This is a genomic window from Salegentibacter haimaensis, assembly GCF_054121495.1.
In genome coordinates, this window is the sequence record NZ_JBSYGH010000004.1 from 151,661 (window position 1) to 172,493 (window position 20,833).

Here is a 20,833-nt window from a genome sequence, read left to right on the forward strand (position 1 = left end):
TTTTACGAATTTTTCTTTATAATTTCATGTGCCAAACTTAAATAATTGCTGGCTCCTTTGCTCGCAGCATCATAGTTTATAATGCTTTCTCCATAACTGGGGGCTTCACTTAAACGCACATTGCGCTGAATGATTGTATCGAAAACCATCTCTCCAAAGTGTTTCTGAACTTCTTCTACCACCTGGTTGGAAAGGCGTAACCTTGAATCGTACATCGTAAGCAAAAGACCTTCGATATCCAGTTTATTATTATGAATTTTCTGAACACTTTTAATGGTATTCAGTAATTTTCCCAAACCTTCAAGTGCAAAATACTCACACTGAATAGGAATTATAACCGAATCTGAAGCGGTAAGCGCATTCAATGTTAAAAGACCCAGTGATGGGGCGCAGTCTATAAGAATATAATCATACTGGTCTTTAAGCGGGGTGATAGCCTTTTTGAGCATATACTCCCTTTCTTCCTGGTCTACCAGTTCAATTTCAATAGCTACAAGATCTATATGGGCCGGGATGATATCCAGGTTGGGAGAATCGGTTTTTTGAATCGCTTTTTCCGGTTTTACTGAATGTTCCAGAATTTGGTAGGTGCCCAGTTCGACATTTTCTACATCTATTCCCAGTCCCGATGTTGCGTTGGCCTGGGGGTCGGCATCGATTAACAATACTTTCTTTTCCAAAACTCCGAGCGAGGCCGCCAGATTCACTGAAGTAGTGGTTTTACCCACACCGCCTTTCTGATTGGCAATAGCAATGATCTTACCCATTAATTTTTTGCGATTTTTAAGAGGTAAAAATACAATTTATTATAGGTTTATGAAATCATTTTGTTAACAGCTTGTTGGGGAGTTCGCAGTTGGTAGTAATTAGGTAGCAGTAAAAGTAGAATTCAATGGTTCAGGAAAAATCTATAAAATTCTGAAATCACCTGATTACTTAAATTTAAGAACCACAGCCTGCTGCCTACTGCTACTGCCCACTAAGCTTTAGCTGCCTTTTTTCGCCTTTATCATCGCCTCGAGCTGGTCCCAAAGTTCTTCGGGAATCGCTTCCAGCAAATTAAACTGCCCGGCACCTTTAAGCCATTCACCACCATCTATAGTGATCACTTCGCCGTTTACATAAGCCGAAAAATCTGAAACCAGATAGGCAGCCAGATTGGCAAGCTCCTGATGCTCCCCAACCCGTTTTAAAGGTACCTTTTTAGATAGGTCGAATTTGTCTTTTAAATCGCCGGGAAGCAGTCTATCCCAGGCTCCTTTGGTAGGGAATGGCCCTGGCGCTATCGCATTAAACCTTATCCCGTACTTTGCCCATTCTACTGCCAAAGAACGCGTCATCGCCAGAACTCCGGCCTTGGCAGTTGCACTGGGAACCACATAGGCCGATCCTGTCCAGGCATAGGTGGTTACAATATTCAGTACATTTTTATTCTTTTCCTCTTTTTCAATCCAATGCTTTCCGAAGGCGAGCGTACAATTTTTACTGCCTTTTAAAACGATGTCTATGATAGTGTCAAAGGCATTTGCGCTAAGACGCTCGGTAGGGGAGATGAAATTTCCGGCGGCATTATTCAGCAGAATATCTACACTGCCGAATTTCTCCAGTACTGCATCCCGCATTTGTTCAACCTGCTCGTAATGTCTCACATCGCATTGCACTGCAAAACATTTCCCGGCCTGTGGATTGATTTCTTTAGTTTCATTTTCCAGTTCTGAAGCGGTTTTCTCTAATTTTTCCAGATTTCTGGAGGTGATGGCTACATTAGCCCCCAATTCTAGAAAATATCTGCTCATCGCTTTTCCCAGGCCGCTTCCGCCACCGGTAACCACTATATTTTTACCCTTCAGAGCATCATCACGCAACATTTTTTTTGTAAAATCCATCGTATATTTTTTTAGTTGGTTGGTTAAAATCTAATCTTCAATCAATATTTCCAAAAGCTGAATGGCAGCATCGCTAATCCTGGTTCCCGGACCAAAAACCGCTACCGCTCCTGCATCGAAAAGATATTTATAATCCTGAGATGGGATTACCCCGCCTACGATCACCATAATATCCTCACGGCCAAGTTTTTTTAGCTCTTCAACTACCTGGGGAGCCAGGGTTTTATGCCCGGCTGCCAGAGAGGAAACCCCCAGAATATGAACGTCATTCTCAACGGCCTGCCTGGCTGCTTCCTGGGGAGTTTGGAAAAGTGGGCCTATATCTACATCGAACCCGAGATCGGCATAGGCAGTGGCTACTACCTTGGCGCCGCGGTCGTGCCCGTCCTGTCCCATTTTTGCCACCATAATCCTGGGCCTTCTACCTTCCTGTTCAGCAAATTTATCGGCCAGGTCTCTGGCTTTTTGGAAACTCGTATCTTCTTTCATTTCTTTAGAATAAACCCCGCTAAAACTTTGAATTTTTGCCTTATACCTTCCATAAACTTCTTCCAAAGCATCGCTAATTTCTCCCAGCGTAGCCCGGTTTCTTGCCGCTTCTACAGCCAATTCCAATAAGTTGGCATTTTCATTTTTTGCCGCACGGGTTAAAGCCTCTAAAGAATTTTTTACAGCTTCAGCATTTCGTTCTTTTTTAATGCTGTCAAGCCTGGCAATTTGCTGTTTTCGCACACTTTGATTATCGACCTCGAGGGTCACCAATTCTTCCTCTTTTTCAAGGCGGTATTTATTGGTTCCCACGATAATATCGGTCCCGCTGTCTATTCGGGCCTGTTTTCTGGCTGCGGCTTCTTCGATTCTCATCTTCGGAATTCCGGCTTCGATGGCTTTTGTCATTCCGCCGAGTTCTTCAACCTCCTCGATTAATTTCCAGGCCTTTCGCGCAATTTCATCGGTAAGGCTTTCTACATAATAAGAACCCGCCCAGGGATCTACCGTTTTGGTGATCTGGGTTTCTTCCTGAAGATGAAGCTGTGTATTTCTTGCAATTCTCGCTGAAAAATCGGTGGGTAGAGCAATGGCCTCATCCAGGGCGTTGGTGTGAAGGCTTTGAGTTCCCCCAAAAGCCGCTGCAGCCGCTTCAATCGAAGTGCGGGCTACGTTGTTAAATGGGTCCTGCTCGGTAAGACTCCAGCCACTGGTTTGGCAATGTGTGCGCAGCGATAAAGATTTTTCATTCTTCGGATTAAATCTTTTAACCAGTTTTGCCCATAGCATACGAGCTGCACGCATTTTTGCGATTTCCATAAAATGATTCATCCCAATAGCCCAAAAAAACGAAAGCCTGGGCGCAAATGAATCTATATCCATCCCGGCTTTTAAACCTTCCCGAATATATTCCAGGCCGTCGGCCAGGGTGTATGCCAGTTCGATATCACAGGTAGCACCGGCCTCCTGCATATGATAACCGGAAATACTTATGCTGTTGAAGCGGGGCATATTCTTGGAAGTATATTCAAAAATATCTGAAATGATCTTCATCGAAGGAGTAGGAGGGTAGATGTAGGTGTTTCGCACCATAAACTCCTTTAAAATATCGTTTTGTATGGTTCCCGAAAGTTGCTCAGGCTTAACACCCTGCTCCTCTGCAGCGACTATATAAAATGCCATAATGGGTAAAACCGCTCCATTCATAGTCATTGAAACCGACATTTTATCGAGCGGGATTTGATCGAAGAGAATATTCATATCCTCTACCGAATCAATGGCCACACCGGCTTTTCCCACATCTCCCACCACCCGTGGATGGTCACTGTCATACCCGCGATGCGTGGGTAGATCGAAAGCTACCGAAAGTCCTTTTTGGCCTGCAGCCAGATTTCGTCGATAAAAAGCGTTGCTTTCCTCGGCGGTTGAAAATCCGGCGTATTGTCTAATCGTCCAGGGTCTGCGCACATACATCGTACTGTATGGTCCCCGCAAATAAGGTGGGATTCCCGCCGCGAAATTCAAATGTTCCAGGTCCTTAATATCTGCTTCAGAATAAGAAGACTTTAATAAAATCTCTTCCGGAGTTTCGAATTTTTTGGATTCGGAGGTTTGTTGGTTTACTTCACCTAGTTTTATATGTTGAAGGTCTTTCCTGCTCATTGCTGCTTTTCTTTTTTACCGGCTTTTTCCTGTTCCAGGCGTTCTTTTTCCAGGCTTTCACTAAGTCGTTTTTCCAAAATGGGCTCAACCAGGGTTTTGCGCTGTTTCTTTTTTACAAAAGGATAAAGTTCCAGTTCGGCATTCATCTGGTCCTGTTTATTCTCATATTTATTGGTGCCAATCAATACAAGCTCGCCCGAATCAAAAAGCTTTTGCTCCTTTTTTGCGCTGTCTTTTATTGGTTGCTGTATATTTCCCTTTCTCAGAAGTTTTAAAAAGCCTCCCTCGGCCTCGATTTGCTTGAAAATTTCCAGGGCTTTTTCGGCGAATTGGCGGGTTAGTTCTTCAATATAATAAGTTCCTTCAGCAGCGTTTGAAACCTTATCCAGGTAAGCTTCGTGCTTCATTACCAGCAGTTGGTTGCGGGCAATTCGATCTCCAAATTCATTGCTTTTATGAAAAAAGCTGTCATATGCCAGATTATTTACAGCATCGGCTCCACCTAAGACGGCACTCATAGATTCTGTAGTGCTGCGAAGCAGGTTCACATTATAATCATACAGGGTTTTATTGCGCTTGCCGGGGCTGGCAAGGATATGGCAGCTTTCAGGTAACTTATATTCCCTTGCTAAACTGGCGTATAACCAGCGCAAAGCGCGAATTTTAGCAATCTCGAAAAAATAATTGGCACCCTGGGCTACTAGAAATTGAGGTTTAAAGGCTTCTTTAATTTCGTTGAATTTCTCTTCGGAATTTATATGATTTAAATACTCATTAACCTGGGCCAGGCCAAATGCCAATTGCTGCGGAATATTTGCGCCCGAATTATGATAAAGTGCCATATCTACTGAAACTACCGACTCAAAGCCAGCTGAATTTTCTAAAATTTCATCCAGTATTTTATGGTCACTATCCATATCCTGAAACCAATTGCCTGAACGGGCCAGCTTCCCGATAATGTCGGTTTGCAGGTAAATCACGAGGGGAGTTTTTTCAATTTGCTTCCGCAAACGTTTGAAAAAATCATCAGATAAAAAATTTAATTTCAGGTAGACTGGAACCTGATTCCCGGCTACTTTTTCAAGTAGATTTTCGATCTCAACTTCTTCCGAAGGAATTATAAACCAGATACTTTCTGCCCCTTTTTCGAGAACCCGAAATGCCTTTTCCAAAGCTGCATCGCAATCTTTCACATAAATTTTCTCACAGATTTCCCAGTTTTTGGGAGAATTAAGAGAGGGCGTTTTTTTTAAATGCTCAGAATGATAAAAGGGATTAACCTGTATCCCGTCCAGGCTATCGTAAACCAGGCTTTGGTTATAATCGGCACCTTTCAGGTCGAATTGGATCTTTTGTTTCCACTGTTTGGCAGAAACCTCGGAAAATTCCTGAAATAAAGCTTCTTTCATAATTTTTTTGGTTAGTCTATGCTTTCGTATTCGATGATATAGATTTCTTCATCGGGACGTTTCATAAAGTATTTTTGACGGGCGAATTTTTCCAGTTCAACCGAATCCTGAAGTTGCTCGATTACCGCTTTGTCACGGTTAATCTCGTTTTGATAATAACGCTTATTATCTTCGAGCTCATTGATTTCCTGGTCGAGTTCCCGGTGAATAAACCAGGAGTTGCTATCGAGGAAAAACATCCATCCTACAAAGATGAGACTAAGCAATACGTATTTATTGCTTAGAATTTTAAACCATCGTTTCTTGCGCAGCTCTTTTAATTTCATACCGGTTAAAGATACAAAATTAGGCTAAGCGATCTTTGATGATGGTCTGAACAATGTCAACAGCTACGGTATTGTATCGATTGGTAGGAATAATAATATCGGCAAATTCTTTGGTAGGCTCAATAAACTGCTGATGCATAGGTTTTAGGGTGGTTTGGTAACGCCAAAGCACTTCTTCCAAATCGCGACCTCGTTCGGTAATATCCCGCTTTAAACGACGAATAAGACGCTCATCACTATCGGCGTGAACATAGATCTTGATGTCGAACATTTTGCGGATTTCTGGATTGGTAAGGATAAGAATTCCTTCTACGATAACCACTTTGCGGGGTTCGGTAGTAATGGTTTCTGAAGTGCGGTTATGCTCTTTAAATGAATACACCGGTTGTTCTATGGTTTTTCCGGCGCGAAGGTCTTTTAAATGCTGTACCAAAAGCTCAAAATCTATAGATTGCGGATGGTCGAAATTGGTTTTTACCCTTTCTTCCATACTCAAATGACTAAGGTCCTGGTAGTAATGATCCTGGGAGATCACATCTACTTCTTCATTTTTCAACTCTTCAATGATCTGGTTTACCACGGTAGTTTTTCCGCTCCCGGTACCTCCTGCAATTCCTATGATAAGCATCTAAAAAAATTTGGGGCAAATTTAAAACTTTGCCCCAAATACTCCCACAAAGCTGTGAAATGTTTTAATTTTTTTCGATCCAAGCTACTTCTTCTTCGCTAACAATCGGGTTAATTTCGTTGCTCCAGGAATTCATTACATAATTCATCACATCGGCAACTTCTTTATCGCTAAGGCCCATAGGAGGCATTAGATTATTATAGGTTTTGCCGTTTACTTCAATTTGTCCCTGCAAACCAAATTTTACACTTCTTATGCTTTCCTCTCTCTTTTCAGATAACCAATTGGAGCCGTCGAGTGGGGGATAGGTTCCTGGAATTCCCTGGCCGCCCGGTAGGTGGCAGGTTACACAAAGATCGGCGTAGACCGCCTTGCCCCGCTGCATGCTTTCCTGAAGCTCAGAATCAACTTCTGCATTGATGTAATCTTGAGCTCCGGTTTCCTTGTTTTTGCAGGAAAGCAGCATACCTAATAATACTCCCGAGAGGATGATTTTTCTCATAAAATCTTTCTACTCGTTAGGCTCATTTTCATCATTAGAAACAGCAGGAAGCATTTTTACAATTCCGGTTCCTTCGACAGCCGCATAAATATAGCCATCTGGACCTTCACGTACATCGCGAACACGCCCAACATCTTTCAAAAGTTTATAGCGATTTCCAATTTGTTGCCCATCCAGTTCTAAATGTTCCAAATACTGGAATTTAAGCGAACCAACCAACAGGTCGCCTTTAAGTTCAGGGTAGCGATCTGAGGTTACTTTTACAAATCCGCTGGGGGCGATCGAAGGCAACCAGTAGAAAAACGGATCTACAAATTCTGGTCGTGAGGTTTCTTCGGTGAAAGAAGTTCCATCGTAATTCACACCGAAACTTACCACGGGCCAGCCGTAGTTAGCGCCGGCTTTTATTATATTGATTTCATCTCCTCCCTTTGGGCCGTGTTCATGTAGCCAAACCGTACCGGTTTCGGCATCGTAGATCATTCCCTGGGCATTGCGATGACCATAAGAGTAAATTGCTTCCTTAGCGTTTTCTTCGGCTACAAAAGGATTGTCTTCAGGAATACTTCCATCGGCATTCAGGCGATAAACCTTTCCGCCATCGCGGGTTATATCCTGCGGATTCTCATCACGATTGCCGCGATCTCCAATGGTAAAATACAAGCGGTTTCCTTCATCGAAAACGATACGGGAACCGAAGTGTTGTCCTTTGGTGGTGTTAGGTTCGGCTTTATATAATTCTTCAATTTCAGAAAGTTGATTATTGGAGAGTTTCGCACGAATTAGTTTTGTATTACCGCCATCACCTTCTCCATCCTGAGAGGCATAAGTGAGATATACCCAATTGTTCACTTTGAATTCGGGGTGAAGCGCTACTTCTAAAAGTCCGCCCTGGCCACGTTCGTAAACTTCGGGTACGCCTGAAATATTGGTTTTTTGTCCATTTTGAAAACGGATGAGATTTCCGCTTTTCTGGGTGATGAGCATACTGCCGTCGGGCATCCAGGTAAAACTCCACGGAATGTCGATACCCTCTACCACTACCTCGTGCTCATATTCAAGTTCTGGGGTTGCGGCTTCGGGTTGTTCCTTTGGTTCGGGTTGAGCCAGTTCGGCATCGGTGGTCTCGGCCTGGTCTGATGATTTTTGATTTTCTCCACAGGAAGCAAAAGCCACTGCGAAACTAAGTGCGAAAAGAATTCGTTTCATAACATTTTTTTTGGTGATTATAATGCCCGCCTACATTGGCGGGAAACCTCTAAGATATAAAAAATCTCATTTTTTTATAGATAAGTATAAGTTATTATTATATTTGCACCCGCTTAGGAATGATCTAAGATTGGTTCCCGGTCTACTTGAAAAAGTAACTTTGAACCTTCAATTTTGAAATTTTGATTTACAGCATAAGCTGTAAACTACGGGGTGTAGCCCCGACGTAAAGTCGGGATAAACTCCGCCCGGTTCCCGGTCTACTTTTTAAAAAGTAACCTTGAACTTTGAACATTGAAACATTGAACTACAGCTTAAGCTGTAACCCTCGGGGTGTAGCGTAGCCCGGTTATCGCGCCTGCTTTGGGAGCAGGAGGCCGCAGGTTCGAATCCTGCCACCCCGACGAACCGTACTTAAACGGATATAAGAACACTGTTAATCTATTGATTTTCAGTGTTTTTTGTTTTTATGATGTTATTTGATATCATATGAAATCACCCTATCCAGTGAATGATTCGGTGAATACATTCTTTCCAGCATTTCACTATCTTAGAAGAACATTACGGTTGATTTGACTTTCGTCTTTACAAATAATTGTTTCATTTAAAGACGTTAAAAATGCCACATTTTACTACATTCTCCGTGCTTTTCTTTACCAGAAGACTTAACCGGAACAAAAAAGAATTATCCATTTACGCGCGTATCACAGTCAATGGAAAATGCGCTGAAATGAGCCTGAAAAGGAAAACTTCAGTGAATGAATGGGATAGTTCTAAAGGACGGCTAAAAGGAACTACTCCCCGAATTAAAATTCTAAACGGTTATTTAGACCAGGTCTATTCCAAATTGCTGGACACCCAAAAGAGAATTCTGGATAAAGATAATTTACTCACTGCCGATAAAGTCAAGGCTTCTTACCTGGGCTTGGACGAAGAGCATAAAAGCCTCAAGACATTATTACATATCATAATGAGAAGATGAAGGATGTCCTGAAATGGGGAACACTTAAGAATTACCATACTACTTCAAAATACCTACAGGAGTTTTTAAAGAAGAAAAAGAAAACCAGTGATGTTTACCTGAAGCAAATCAACTACCAGTTTATTACAGAATTTGAAATGTTCTTGAGAAATTACCGTGCTAAAAAAGAAAGAAAAACCTGCGGTACAAATGGCACAATGAAACACCTGGAACGCTTAAAGAAACTGCTAAACCTGGCTATCAAATTAGAATGGCTGGAAAAAAATCCATTCAGAAGTTATGATTTTAAGTTTGAAAAAAATGATCGGCAGTTTCTAACTGATAGGGAACTTCATAAGTTAGAAGAAACGGAATTTACCACACCTTCCCTAGAACGGGTAAAAGATATGTTTTTATTTTCCTGCTACTCCGGGTTATCTTATATCGATTTAAAAGAACTCAATACCGATCAATTGGTGAAGGGAATGGATGGAAAGGATTGGATCTATACCAAGCGAGAGAAGACCCAACAATCTGTAAAAATTCCTTTGTTATATACCGCTAATAACATTCTTCAAAAATATCTACAGGAAAATAACTCAAAGAATCCCAAAGTAATTTTTCCGGTGATTTCCAATCAAAAGATGAATAAGTACCTGAAAGATATTATACGATCCATTGGAATTAGAAAGAAAATCACTTTTCATTCTGCCAGGCATACTTTTGCAACCGTGGTCACACTTTCCAATAGCGTACCTATAGAAACCGTTTCTAAAATTCTTGGACATTCTAAGTTTTCCACAACTCAGATTTATGCCCGGGTAATTAATTCTAAAATTTCAAGTGATATGAACTCTTTGAGAATTAAATTAAATAATAGAAATTAAACCTTCTTTTATAAAAATGCAGTTGGTGCAAACCAAGATGTATGAAAATTTTGTCCCGCCCACGGGACGAAATCGAATAGCAAGAGGGTAACACGCAGAGCGATGTTATTCGATTTCTTTTTTTACAACACCTTGATTTTACTGGGCTTTTAAATTTGAAATTTTTCACAAATATCCACTCTAGTGGATATACCCCACTGGTAAGTTTCGTAAAATAAGGATGGTGGTATCCAGTAAATATTAAAATGTATAGTTACTTTTACTTCCATTTCGCAAAAGCTCCTTTAAAATCAAAAATTTCTTAAAAAATATTTTGGACACGAGCCACAAAGGTTAGCATATAAAATATGCAAAGAATAATGCTAAATAAGCTTTTTGACTCAAGTCCGCCTTGCAAGCAACTAAAATTCACCGATCAGGATTTCAGAATTGCTTTAAAATACTTCTTACTTCACCTTACCTTTTTCTGCTAAAAAAACAACCTTTGAAATTAATCGGAGCGTATAAACCGCCTTGCTATTTATAGCTCCTCTGTAATTTCAAAGCTTAAGGATTAAGGAGCATCAAAAGGTAATGCGATGGCGCTGAAAGAAGTAAATAAAAATAGCGGAACCATCAATTCACCCTGATCTACAGTTGTTTTCTATTCAGCTAGAAAAGGAAAATGCTTAAGATGAAAAAAGTAAATTGTTTTGAATTCCCCCTAAACATCTCTTTTTTTTATTGCGACCAAGGGGAGCAATCAAGATGTGTGCCCACAGGCACACATCTTGCATTACTTTTCGAATTATAGCATTTTTTATAATTAATAGTCTTGGCAATATTTTCCATGAGGCTTTTTTATATTTACAAAATAAACTAACGGAATAATGACCACAGAGAGAATACGGGAAATTTTAAAAGAAGGAGAAGGCCTTGAAATTGAATTTAAAACTTCGACATTCGAATTAAATAAAGACGTCTTTGAATCTATTTGTGCATTTCTTAACCGGAAAGGCGGTCATTTATTGTTGGGAGTTAAAGATGATGGCACTGCTCAGGGAATAATAGAAGATTGCCTGGAAGATATAAATAATAATATTGTTACCCTTGCTAACAATCCCCAAAAGCTTAATCCGCCATTCTATTTATCAACGCAGATTGTAGATTATGAAGATAAAAAGATAATTTATGTTTTTGTTCCCGAGAGCTCCCAAGTCCATAGTACCAATGGGAAAATATTTGATCGAAATGAAGATGGTGATTTCGATATTACCCGTCAAACTGAACAGGTGACCCAACTCTATCTTCGAAAGCAAAGTATTTATTCCGAAAACAAAATTTATTCTCATTTAGGTATAAATGATTTTAAACAGGATCTTTTCAGTCGGGTTCGTACCCTTGCCAAAAACCAAAGAGCCGATCACCCCTGGCAGGATATGGACAATGAAGAATTAATGCGGTCATCCGGATTATATAAACGTGATCATCAGACCGGAAAAAATGGTTACACCTTAGCTGCAGTATTATTATTTGGTAAAGATGAAGTGATACAAAGTGTATTACCACACCATAAAACAGATGCAATCCTAAGGATTGAAAATACTGATCGTTATGATGATCGAGATGATATTCGAACCAACCTGATTGAAAGTTATGATAGGCTTATGAATTTTATTAGAAAGCATTTGCCTGACAAGTTTTATCAGGAGGGCGAACAGCGAATCAGTTTGAGAGATCATATTTTTAGGGAAATCATTGGAAACCTTTTAATCCACAGGGAGTATGGGAATGCCTTTCCGGCGAAACTGGTCATTGAAAAGGAACGGGTGATTACTGAAAACTGGAACCGGCCACATGATAGTGGCATTATAAACCCTGCAAATTTTTCACCTTATCCTAAAAACCCTGTAATTGCAAAATTTTTTAAAGAAATAGGCAGGGTTGATGAATTAGGCTCTGGGGTACGCAATACTTTTAAGTATTGTGGTATTTATACACCGGGAACCAATCCTCAGTTTATAGAAAACGACGTATTTAAGACTATTATACCATTAAAACCCGAGCAGAATAATAATGTTAATACTTCCAATGATTGGGAGGAAGTTCGGAATAAGTTCGGAGAAAAGTTGGGAGAAAGTTCGGAAAAGATTTTAGCGTTGATTTACAGTGATCGGTATATCTCGGCCTCGGCAATGGCCAAAATAATAAATATCTCAGAAAGAGCTGTAGAAAAACAAATTGCAAAATTAAAAGAGAAAGGAATCCTCAAAAGAATTGGGCCTAATAAAGGCGGCTACTGGAAGATAATTTTTTAAACGCTTCTTGTTTAAGATAAAGAGAAAGGCTGGTCAATGGAAGTAAATTTAATAAGTTCTTTATTTAAAGGCCGAACCGATGTATTCGCAATTCATTGGCAAAAGGGAAAAAAAAGTGGATATATGCCGGCTTATAGCTACGACCCTTATATGTATCGATTGCATAAAATGAAAGGGGGCTCGTTTAAAAATTATAAAGACAAAACCCACCAACCATTAACCGATTACCAAATTGAAAAACACCTTAACGGTAAACAATTAATAGGAATTTACCCTTTACTGAAAGATAATACTTCTTGGTTTATCGCTGCTGATTTTGATAAGCATAATTGGATTGAAGAATGTCGGAAATTAATTGAAATTTGTTCTGATAATAATTTGCCAGCGTACTTGGAAAGATCACGTTCTGGTAACGGCGGACACGTTTGGATATTTTTCGATGAACCTTATTCGGCATTTAAAAGCAGAAAAATTTTAATCAGCTTAATGGAGAAAGCTGGTTTGTTTTCCATTTTTGAGAAAAACTCCAGTTTTGATCGGTTATTTCCAAACCAAGATTATCACTCTGGCAAGGGACTGGGCAATCTTATTGCCCTACCATTCTATAAGCCGGCAATAGAGAAAGGAAATAGCTGCTTTGTTGATCCAAATTCTAAGGAGTTAACACCGTATCCTGATCAAGAGAAATTCTTAAGTACAGTTGAAAAAAATTCCATTGAAGATCTTGATCGATTATATAATTTGCTAGGAATTGAAACAAAGAATAATCCAGGTATAAAAAATAGTTCAGCAACACTCCAAATAAGTCTGAAAAATACTTTGCGTTTAAATAAGTCGGGAATTAATTCAAATTTGCTCCATTTCTTAAAAGAAGAATTGAATTTTGCTAATTCTGAATTCTTTATAAAGAAAAAATCTGGCAAAAATACCTGGGGAACACAGCCCTATTTCACTTGTATTGAAGATACGGAAAAAGAGATTATTCTACCACGAGGTTTTATTGGAAGGCTAATTCGTTACTGTAATAGCAAAAAGTTTTGTTATGATTTCCACGATAGAAGACAAAAACAAGCATCCGTAGCATTCTTTTTTGATATAGAACTTCGCTCACACCAGCATTTGGCAATTGAAGCGGCTTCAAAGAAAGATTTCGGAATTATTTCTGCTCCACCGGGTTCTGGAAAGACCGTTATGGGCTTGAAGATTATTGCAGAAAAAAGACAGCCAGCACTTATAGTTGTGCATAGGAAACAGTTAATGGAATAGTGGCTTGAACGAATTATATCCTTCCTTAGAATTCCTAAAAATGAAATCGGAAAAATAGGTCAGGGAAAGGCTAAAGTGGGAAAGAAAATTACCGTTGCTATGATCCAAAGTCTGGGGAAACACCTTGAGAAGCAGGAATCAAATGAATTCACCCGATCTTTTGGTACAATAATCATTGATGAATGTCATCATATACCGGCCAAATCATACAGAAATACAATATCAAAATTTTCCTCGTATTATCAATATGGTTTAACTGCTACCCCCTTTCGAAAAGGTAATAATGAAAAGTTACTCTTTGCATATTTAGGAAATAATATTGCAGAAATAAAATCTACGGATATAGATGAATACAAGCGTCCAAGGATTGTGATTAGAAATACTTCCCTGGATATTCCTTTTAATTCCAAGACCGATACGTTTGAAACCTTATCAAAAATTCTAATTCATGATTCTTCCCGAAATAAACTCATTCTAAATGATGTAGAGACTGAACTAAAATTGGGAAAAAAAGCTGTTATTATTACCGAGCGAAAAGAACATATTGAAACCTTGAACCAATACCTCAAACAATCTTATGAATCTATAACATTAAGTGGGGATGATTCTGAGGCAAAGCGTACAACCAAATGGAAACTAGTGAATGAAGGGAATTACCAGGTTTTAATTACTACTGGTCAGTTTTTTGGCGAGGGCAGTGATCTTCAGAATGCTTCCTGTCTTTTCCTGATCTACCCTTTTTCCTTCAAGGGTAAGCTAATTCAATATATTGGACGCGTACAACGTTCAGAGCTTACACCAGTCATTTATGACTACCGCGATTATAAAATCGATTATCTGAACCGTCTATATCTTAAAAGGAATAAACATTACAGACATTTTGATAAACAGGCGACTTTGTTTGATGACCAAAGAAATACAATAGTTTCTTCTCAACTTTTAACGATTGACAAGAAAGTTAAAATAGCAATAACTGATCTTGATTTCCGGTATGGAGCCGTTGCCTTTAATTATCAACCTTCTGAGCTTAATAACCCCCTTGAATTTGAAATTGAAAATGATGATTTACGGCCAGAATTTGATGTTTTAAAACCTTATTTCTCCAAAACATTAAAATCAAAGTATGTTGAAGTTGAAATTTATGCAGAATACGAAAACAAGATCTTAATGGCTCAATCGGCTTATTCAAGAGATATAGATAACATCAACCAGGAGCTTATAGAAAGTGTAAGATTCAGATTTACAGAAAAAAATATTTCAGGCAGGAATTATTCAGATAAAGCAAATGGTGGTCTATTAGATCTTGAAGATTTACAGGATAGGAATAATACAGCTCTTTACAATTCCGAAGAAGATTTAATAAATGAATTATTAAAGAATAAAGATGTAAAGCATTTTCGACAAATACGCTACTTGGCTTTAAAACACGAAAGTAATATTATGAAACTTCGGTTTGTTTTACAGCCCTTTTCGTTTGTTTTCCTGATCCTAGGAAAGGAAGCATATCATCTTATCCTGGAAACTTTAGATACTGAAGAAGCAACTTATATATGGCACTTTGAAAGATTAGAGGAACTACAGAGTGATATCAATCTGGTTCATAAAAACTTAAATCTAATTCGAAATAAAGGCCGGCAATTTTTTTTAGAATCTCCTCCTGAAAATTTTAGTAGAATTGTACACGATTACTCCAACAAGCGTAAGGGTTTTATAATTTGGAAAAGCACGCTGGAAGAAAGGCTTTTTTAATAACCCATTATTTTTGTATCTTTATAGCACCAAAGACGATCAAATAAATTGATCTTATAGTTCTTGCTATTTTAGTGAATGATTCGGTGAATATATCCAGAATTTAAGATACTAAGTCGCATTATTAAAGGGTTAATGAAGTTTAAATAGCTTCCTGCCACCCCGACTTTTAGTGTTTTAAATAGCACTATATTAAACCTAATTAAATTATTTTCAGTACTTTAATAAAACTGGAGATCATTTTTTTTGTTTGATATCAAATGAAAAGTTACCTATTCGGTTACCTGTCCTCGGAAGCTTATTTGAAAAAAATAAACCCAATAAAAAATCCGTGGTTTTTACACACGGATTTTTTTATCTAGGCAAGGTCTCTGTTTATTGCTGCGTATCTTCTTCTTCTGTATCTTCAGAAACTGCCTCTCGCATAGCCTCGTGGTCTTTTTCCATTTGCTCGTGCTCGCTTTCCATATCAGAGTGATCCTTTTTAATTTTATCATGGTCTGCCTTCATCTCATCCAATTGAGATTCCATCTCGGCCTCGCTCATCGCTTCAAATTCCTGCTTCAGGTTTTTATGACCTTCGATGAGTTCGGTATGGCTTTGCAATAAAGCCTGGTGCCTGTTCAAAATTACTTCGTGGCGGGCTAAATCTTCCAATACAGTAGAATCCTGCAATTGTTTTCCCGCTAATTGCTGACTGAATTCCTGGTGCTGAGACTGCATTTGTTGATGAGTCTGCTCAAAATCCTGATGCACTTTTTCAATGCTATCACTTTCTTCCATCAATTTATCGTATTGAGAAGAAAGATCTTTTTTTCGATCATCACAACTGGTTAGGCTTAGAGCGATTCCGAAGAATAAAATAAATAGTCTTTTCATGATTGGTAGTTTTTAGTTGAAAAGTAATATTAGCAGAATAATTTTAGAATTTGTTAAATTTTATCTTAAAACTGGTCTAATCTGCAGTAAGACCTATTGATTGATTCAATTTTCCCAACTTCACGGGATTAGTTCATTTCAACCACCTTAAACATCGATCTTCGGTTTAATTGGTGATCTTTTTCGGTGCAGCGGTCGCAATCAATGGCGGATTGAGTTTCTCCATAACCTTTGAATTCATGGATGCGTTGTTCTGCAATTCCTTTCGAGATCAAATAATCACGGGTAGCCTTTGCCCTGCGTTGTGATAAACCTTCATTATAAGCTTCACTACCGCGCCTGTCGGTATGTGAACCGATTTCTATCACCAGTTCGGGATACTTATTCTGCATCAAATCTACCAGTTTATCCAGTTCTTTGGCCGCATCGGGTCTTATGTTGCTTTTGTCAAAATCAAAATAAATATTATCGATTTCGGCCAGGTATTCCACATCCTGTACCGGCTGAAGCTGGATATTGTATTCCATTTCTTCCTGCTCGTCCTTACCACTGGTGCTAAGGCTGGTGTCAAAATCCTGATATTCTATCTGGCGAACCTGCATAGGGATTTCCCGATCGCGGGCGACAATAGTGCTATAATTTCCTTCGGAATCGGTTTCCAGGAAAGCCGACTGATTTCCATCCTCATCCAACAATCTGATAGTGGCACTCGCAATTGGCTCGCCATTTACCGCATCGCTCACCTTACCTCTTAGCATAAGTGGCCCCAGGTGATTGAAAGCATAAATATTATCGTTCCCCGATCTATTGGAGGAAATATATCCGATTTTGGAATCGCTTAGCTGAAAATAGGCGAAATCGTCCATACTGCTGTTTACCGGTTCTCCAAGATTTTCTGCGGAAGCTTCAGCGTTTGAAAGATCTATCCTGAAAATATCGGCTAAACCTAATCCGCCGTGACCGGTAGAGGAGAAGTAAAGCTGATTTTCCATCACAAAGGGAAAGCTTTCATCTTCAGAAGTATTAACTTTTTCTCCCAGGTTTTCGGGCTGGCCAAAGGCATCATTTTCTCTTATCTCTACCCGGTAAATATCGGTGCCACCCATACCTCCCGGCATATCTGAAGTGAAGTACAGATATTTCCCGTCTGCAGATAAGGCCGGATGCCCCACCGAATAGGTATCGCTGTTAATTGGCAACTCTATTACGTTGCCCCAGCTTTGTCCGTTTCGGGTTGCTTTGTAAATCTTTAGATGATTTATCGCATTTTTATCTCTTTTTCCCAATTTATCATTTAGAATGTTATTTCGGGTAAAATACATGCTGTTACCATCCTTAGAAATCACCAGCGGGCCATCGTGTAGTTTGCTGTTTACCTCTCCAGGTAAGGCAGAAGCATTCCCGTTTTCATCTATTACATAAATATCCAGAAAAGGTTCCCCATTCCAGGAGTAAATACGGTCTTTTTTAGCAACTCCCTGGGCCCGGGCCGACACAAAATAGATTTTCCCGTTTTGTTCAAAAACCCCAAAATCACTCATTTCAGAATTAAAATTAGCCTGATTCAATTTATAAATATCCTCAATTTCAGCAGTGGTTTCCCCGGCGAGTTCGTCTAGCTCGCTTGCCGGCCGGCCTTTGCTTTCCAAATAACGCTTCAGCCATTGCCGGGATTCGTCATAACGTTTTACCGCTCTTAAAGCCTGGGCGTATTTATAATAATATTCAGGAGAAATATTTGGGTCTTCCATCACATCTCCATAATAATGCACTGCATTCTCTGGACTGCGCAATTTCATATAGGCATCTCCAAGCTTTAAGCTGTTTTCAAGCTCGTTGTAGTTCCTTTCCAGCAATTCCTTATAGACATCGGTGGCTTCGTAATAAGCCATTTCTTTGTAGAGCCTGTCGGCTTTACGTTGTTTAGACTGCTGTGCAAATCCTGAAGTTCCAAGAAGGAATAGCGCCAGGAAGATATAGTTGAAATTTTTCATATTCTGCAGCTTTTAGATTAAAAGAATCGGGGAGATTTAAAACGCGTGTTTTTGAATCTGAATTCATAAATAAGCAATACCTCGTGTGATCCTGAAGTATAGGGTCTTATATCTGAAATTGAATATTCATAGGCATAACCTGCTCTAAAACCATCAAAAATCTCTACATCCAGAAAGGCTCCAATCGCATCATCTATCCTGTAGTTTGCCCCCAGCCAGAATTTCTCGTTGAAGATAAATGTACCCGAAAAATCTACCGAAAGCGGCGCTCCACTGGTTAACTTTACCAATGAGGTGGGGCGAAACTTAAGGCTTTCATTCAGATCGAAAACATAACCCCCGGTGAAGTAATAGTGAACCTGCTCCATCGCTAAAAATTCGCTATACTCGTGGTTGTTGTTATTGATGAGCTTTGGTGCCGAAGCCCCGATATACCAGTCTTCTGCAGATAGATAAAAACCTATTCCCACGTTAGGCGTCCATTTGTTAAACCTGTCGTTAAAGAAAGGATCATCCAGCAATTGCGGGTCGGTAAACAATTCATTATCCAGGTTGTAGTAGCTCATACCCCCTTTAACCCCCATACTTAAAGATACATTGTTGGCAAAATCAAGACGGTAGGCAAAATCGCTATACACATAGGTGTATTTCTCATACCCGGTTTTATCATTGATTACCGAAAGTCCTAATCCCACCCGGTCATTTCTAAGCGGGGAATGGATGGAAAGGGTTTGAGTAACGGGAGCACCGCTAACTCCGGCCCATTGATTACGGTTAAGAGCCGTGATCGAGAAGCCGTCTCTACTCCCCGCATAAGCGGGGTTAATAGAGATCGTATTATACATATATTGGGTGAACTGCGGGAGCTGCTGTGAAATCACCGGACTGGTAATTACAAGTGCCAATATGAACAGATATACTTTTTTCATGATTTCCCTTTTTTATTTTGTTCCTAAGTAGATATAACCTTGAATGGGCTCAAAACCGCTGTTTCTTATTTCCAGTATGTAGAAATAGGTTCCAGATGATAGTTGATTCGAACTGGTAGCCGAATTGGTAGAGAACCCATCCCAATCATTTTGATAGTTTGAAGACTCATACACCTTATTGCCCCAACGGTTGAAGATTTTAAGATCATAAGTAAATCCACATTCGCTGGCGAAATCTATGGTGAAATAATCGTTGCGATTATCCCCGTTTGGCGTTACCGCTTTCGAAATACTGGATCTAATATCTTCCAGGCTACAGGGTAATACCACACAATCATCATTTATGTTAACAGTAACATTTGCGCTGGTAGGACAGTTTGAATTTTCAATTCTGTATTCAAATTGATAATCGCCCAGTTGCATCATTTCAGGATCTATAAAACTTCCATTTAGGGCACCCGAATTATTTAGGTCTACCCAAACCCCACCTTCTTCATAATCTCCGCTTAAAAGCTCAAAGAGGTCGAAAGTGGTATCTTCAATACACAGGCTTATATCGCTGGTAGTGATTTCCTGGGCTACAGGAGTTTCAATAATTACCACAGTTGCTTCGGAAGTTTGCCCGAATTCATCTCTGGCGGTCACCTCATAAGTTCCCGGTTCGAGATCGTGGAACTCGGCTTCAGCCTGGTAATTTTCGCCATCTATGCTATAAGTCAAACCTTCAAGAGCTACAATCAGGATACTTCCCTGTGGAAGTACACAGTCTGGCTGGATCACTTCAACTTCGGGAGCTGCAGGTGCCTCAGGAATGTTTTGATCTTCCTCCTCAATAGTCACTGTAAACGTACAGGTGCTACTGTTGCCTGAAGCATCGGTGGCAGTCCAGGATACCGTGGTAGTTCCTACAGGAAACTCCTCGCCCGAAGCCAGGCCTGATTCCAATACCAGGTCTACTTCAGAACAATTGTCTTCAGCAGTAATATCATAATTCACAATTCTACCTGAAACCCCGTATTCCACGCTAAAATTCAGATCTGAAGGGCAGGAGATTGTCGGTGCGGTATTGTCATTTACCACAACTTCAAAACTTACACTGCTGCTATTGCCCGATGCATCGGTGGCAGTCCATTCTACCCGGGTGCTACCTACAGGGAAGAATTCTCCTGAATCAAGTCCGGAAGTTAGCTCCAGGCTTACTTCGCCACAATTATCGGTTGCAACAGGTAATTCATAGTTTACAACAGCGCCACAGGATTCGTTTTCTGCATTCACTTCAATGTTCTGAACCTCGCTAATCACCGCCGCCTGGGTATCTTCTACAGTTACAGTTTGAGTACAGCTGGTTGAATTCCCGGCGGCATCGGTCACGGTCCAGGTCACGATGGTATCTCCCAGTTCGAAAACTTCAGGAGCATCGTTGGTGATAGAAAGTTCAGCATCACAATTGTCGGTAGCCATCGGCATTCCCAGTTCTACTTGCGAAGCAGAACATAGATCTGCATCAGCTGAAATGGTGATGTCTGAAGGACATTCGCTAATCACCGGCGCCTGGGTATCTTCCACAGTTACAGTTTGAGTACAGGTAGTTGAATTTCCGGCGGCATCGGTCACAGTCCAGGTCACGATGGTCTCTCCCAATTCGAAAACCTCGGGAGCATCGTTTGTGATGGAAAGTTCAGCATCACAATTATCGCTAGCCATCGGCATCCCTAATTCCACTTGCGAAGCAGAACAAAGGTCTGCATCAGCTGAAATGG

At 40.0% G+C, this 20,833-nt stretch carries 16 protein-coding genes, 1 tRNA gene and 1 pseudogene; 6 read left to right on the forward strand and 12 right to left on the reverse strand.

Translation table 11 applies throughout. The annotated features are described in order from the left end of the window. Window positions 1-2: 2 nt before the first annotated feature. The 8 genes from ACW6QP_RS06110 to ACW6QP_RS06145 form a co-directional block, all read right to left on the reverse strand. Complete coding sequence (locus ACW6QP_RS06110; RefSeq protein ID WP_457909974.1) at window positions 3-767, reverse strand: ParA family protein; 765 nt, start codon at window positions 765-767, stop codon at window positions 3-5. Between the two features lie 219 nt (window positions 768-986). After that, window positions 987-1,886: an SDR family oxidoreductase gene (locus tag ACW6QP_RS06115; RefSeq protein ID WP_457909975.1), complete on the reverse strand. Its 900-nt coding sequence runs from the start codon at window positions 1,884-1,886 to the stop codon at window positions 987-989. Between the two features lie 30 nt (window positions 1,887-1,916). Beyond that, the gene (gene scpA / locus ACW6QP_RS06120; RefSeq protein ID WP_457909976.1) at window positions 1,917-4,037 is read right to left on the reverse strand and encodes a methylmalonyl-CoA mutase; all 2,121 of its coding nucleotides are present in this window, start codon (window positions 4,035-4,037) and stop codon (window positions 1,917-1,919) included. Further along, on the reverse strand, window positions 4,034-5,446 hold the full coding sequence (locus ACW6QP_RS06125; RefSeq protein WP_457909977.1) for a methylmalonyl-CoA mutase subunit beta: 1,413 nt from the start codon (window positions 5,444-5,446) through the stop codon (window positions 4,034-4,036). Before ACW6QP_RS06125 ends, scpA begins: the two co-directional genes overlap by 4 nt. 11 nt (window positions 5,447-5,457) lie before the next feature. Beyond that, window positions 5,458-5,772 carry an FtsB family cell division protein gene (locus tag ACW6QP_RS06130; protein ID WP_457909978.1) on the reverse strand — a complete coding sequence of 105 codons (315 nt, stop codon included), beginning with the start codon at window positions 5,770-5,772 and terminating at the stop codon, window positions 5,458-5,460. A gap of 19 nt (window positions 5,773-5,791) precedes the next feature. Further along, the gene (gene udk, locus ACW6QP_RS06135; protein ID WP_457909979.1) at window positions 5,792-6,400 is read right to left on the reverse strand and encodes a uridine kinase; all 609 of its coding nucleotides are present in this window, start codon (window positions 6,398-6,400) and stop codon (window positions 5,792-5,794) included. A 64-nt stretch (window positions 6,401-6,464) separates the two neighbouring features. After that, window positions 6,465-6,902, reverse strand: coding sequence for a c-type cytochrome (locus tag ACW6QP_RS06140; protein ID WP_457909980.1), 438 nt, complete (start codon window positions 6,900-6,902; stop codon window positions 6,465-6,467). A gap of 9 nt (window positions 6,903-6,911) precedes the next feature. After that, complete coding sequence (locus ACW6QP_RS06145; protein WP_457909981.1) at window positions 6,912-8,111, reverse strand: PQQ-dependent sugar dehydrogenase; 1,200 nt, start codon at window positions 8,109-8,111, stop codon at window positions 6,912-6,914. Window positions 8,112-8,440: 329 nt separating this feature from the next. Between ACW6QP_RS06145 and ACW6QP_RS06150 the strand changes: the two genes are divergently transcribed. From ACW6QP_RS06150 to ACW6QP_RS06175, 6 genes and pseudogenes are all read left to right on the forward strand, one after another. Continuing rightward, window positions 8,441-8,515: transfer RNA gene (locus tag ACW6QP_RS06150), tRNA-Pro, on the forward strand. 215 nt (window positions 8,516-8,730) lie between these two features. After that, entirely contained in the window at window positions 8,731-9,093 is a 363-nt protein-coding gene (locus tag ACW6QP_RS06155; protein ID WP_457909982.1) for an Arm DNA-binding domain-containing protein, read from the forward strand. Further along, window positions 9,090-9,959 (forward strand): site-specific integrase, encoded by an 870-nt coding sequence (locus tag ACW6QP_RS06160; RefSeq protein WP_457909983.1) that lies wholly within the window; start codon window positions 9,090-9,092, stop codon window positions 9,957-9,959. Before ACW6QP_RS06155 ends, ACW6QP_RS06160 begins: the two co-directional genes overlap by 4 nt. An 869-nt stretch (window positions 9,960-10,828) precedes the next feature. Further along, window positions 10,829-12,256: an RNA-binding domain-containing protein gene (locus tag ACW6QP_RS06165; protein WP_457909984.1), complete on the forward strand. Its 1,428-nt coding sequence runs from the start codon at window positions 10,829-10,831 to the stop codon at window positions 12,254-12,256. 36 nt (window positions 12,257-12,292) lie between these two features. Next, window positions 12,293-13,783 (forward strand): annotated as a pseudogene (locus tag ACW6QP_RS06170) (TOTE conflict system archaeo-eukaryotic primase domain-containing protein); the annotation flags it as partial. A 108-nt stretch (window positions 13,784-13,891) separates the two neighbouring features. Further along, window positions 13,892-15,271 carry a DEAD/DEAH box helicase gene (locus ACW6QP_RS06175; RefSeq protein WP_457910013.1) on the forward strand — a complete coding sequence of 460 codons (1,380 nt, stop codon included), beginning with the start codon at window positions 13,892-13,894 and terminating at the stop codon, window positions 15,269-15,271. Window positions 15,272-15,646: 375 nt separating this feature from the next. Here the strand turns inward: ACW6QP_RS06175 and ACW6QP_RS06180 are convergent, their stop codons facing one another. The 4 genes from ACW6QP_RS06180 to ACW6QP_RS06195 form a co-directional block, all read right to left on the reverse strand. Then, a complete protein-coding gene (locus ACW6QP_RS06180; protein WP_457909985.1) occupies window positions 15,647-16,150 on the reverse strand; it encodes a hypothetical protein in 504 nt (167 codons plus the stop codon). Window positions 16,151-16,278: 128 nt separating this feature from the next. Then, a complete protein-coding gene (locus ACW6QP_RS06185) occupies window positions 16,279-18,144 on the reverse strand; it encodes an OmpA family protein (RefSeq protein WP_457909986.1) in 1,866 nt (621 codons plus the stop codon). Between the two features lie 17 nt (window positions 18,145-18,161). Continuing rightward, window positions 18,162-19,073: a PorP/SprF family type IX secretion system membrane protein gene (locus ACW6QP_RS06190; RefSeq protein ID WP_457909987.1), complete on the reverse strand. Its 912-nt coding sequence runs from the start codon at window positions 19,071-19,073 to the stop codon at window positions 18,162-18,164. Window positions 19,074-19,085: 12 nt separating this feature from the next. Next, window positions 19,086-20,833, reverse strand: a 1,748-nt coding sequence (locus tag ACW6QP_RS06195; RefSeq protein ID WP_457909988.1) for an HYR domain-containing protein, incomplete at its 5' end; no start/stop codon positions are given.

Bases quoted from the DNA above. Each gene is read 5' to 3' on its own strand.
- ACW6QP_RS06110 (WP_457909974.1), bottom strand. From the start codon at position 767: ATGGGTAAGATCATTGCTATTGCCAATCAGAAAGGCGGTGTGGGTAAA.
- ACW6QP_RS06115 (WP_457909975.1), bottom strand. From the start codon at position 1,886: ATGGATTTTACAAAAAAAATGTTGCGTGATGATGCTCTGAAGGGTAAA.
- scpA (WP_457909976.1), bottom strand. From the start codon at position 4,037: ATGAGCAGGAAAGACCTTCAACATATAAAACTAGGTGAAGTAAACCAA.
- ACW6QP_RS06125 (WP_457909977.1), bottom strand. From the start codon at position 5,446: ATGAAAGAAGCTTTATTTCAGGAATTTTCCGAGGTTTCTGCCAAACAG.
- ACW6QP_RS06130 (WP_457909978.1), bottom strand. From the start codon at position 5,772: ATGAAATTAAAAGAGCTGCGCAAGAAACGATGGTTTAAAATTCTAAGC.
- udk (WP_457909979.1), bottom strand. From the start codon at position 6,400: ATGCTTATCATAGGAATTGCAGGAGGTACCGGGAGCGGAAAAACTACC.
- ACW6QP_RS06140 (WP_457909980.1), bottom strand. From the start codon at position 6,902: ATGAGAAAAATCATCCTCTCGGGAGTATTATTAGGTATGCTGCTTTCC.
- ACW6QP_RS06145 (WP_457909981.1), bottom strand. From the start codon at position 8,111: ATGAAACGAATTCTTTTCGCACTTAGTTTCGCAGTGGCTTTTGCTTCC.
- ACW6QP_RS06155 (WP_457909982.1), top strand. From the start codon at position 8,731: ATGCCACATTTTACTACATTCTCCGTGCTTTTCTTTACCAGAAGACTT.
- ACW6QP_RS06160 (WP_457909983.1), top strand. From the start codon at position 9,090: ATGAAGGATGTCCTGAAATGGGGAACACTTAAGAATTACCATACTACT.
- ACW6QP_RS06165 (WP_457909984.1), top strand. From the start codon at position 10,829: ATGACCACAGAGAGAATACGGGAAATTTTAAAAGAAGGAGAAGGCCTT.
- ACW6QP_RS06180 (WP_457909985.1), bottom strand. From the start codon at position 16,150: ATGAAAAGACTATTTATTTTATTCTTCGGAATCGCTCTAAGCCTAACC.
- ACW6QP_RS06185 (WP_457909986.1), bottom strand. From the start codon at position 18,144: ATGAAAAATTTCAACTATATCTTCCTGGCGCTATTCCTTCTTGGAACT.
- ACW6QP_RS06190 (WP_457909987.1), bottom strand. From the start codon at position 19,073: ATGAAAAAAGTATATCTGTTCATATTGGCACTTGTAATTACCAGTCCG.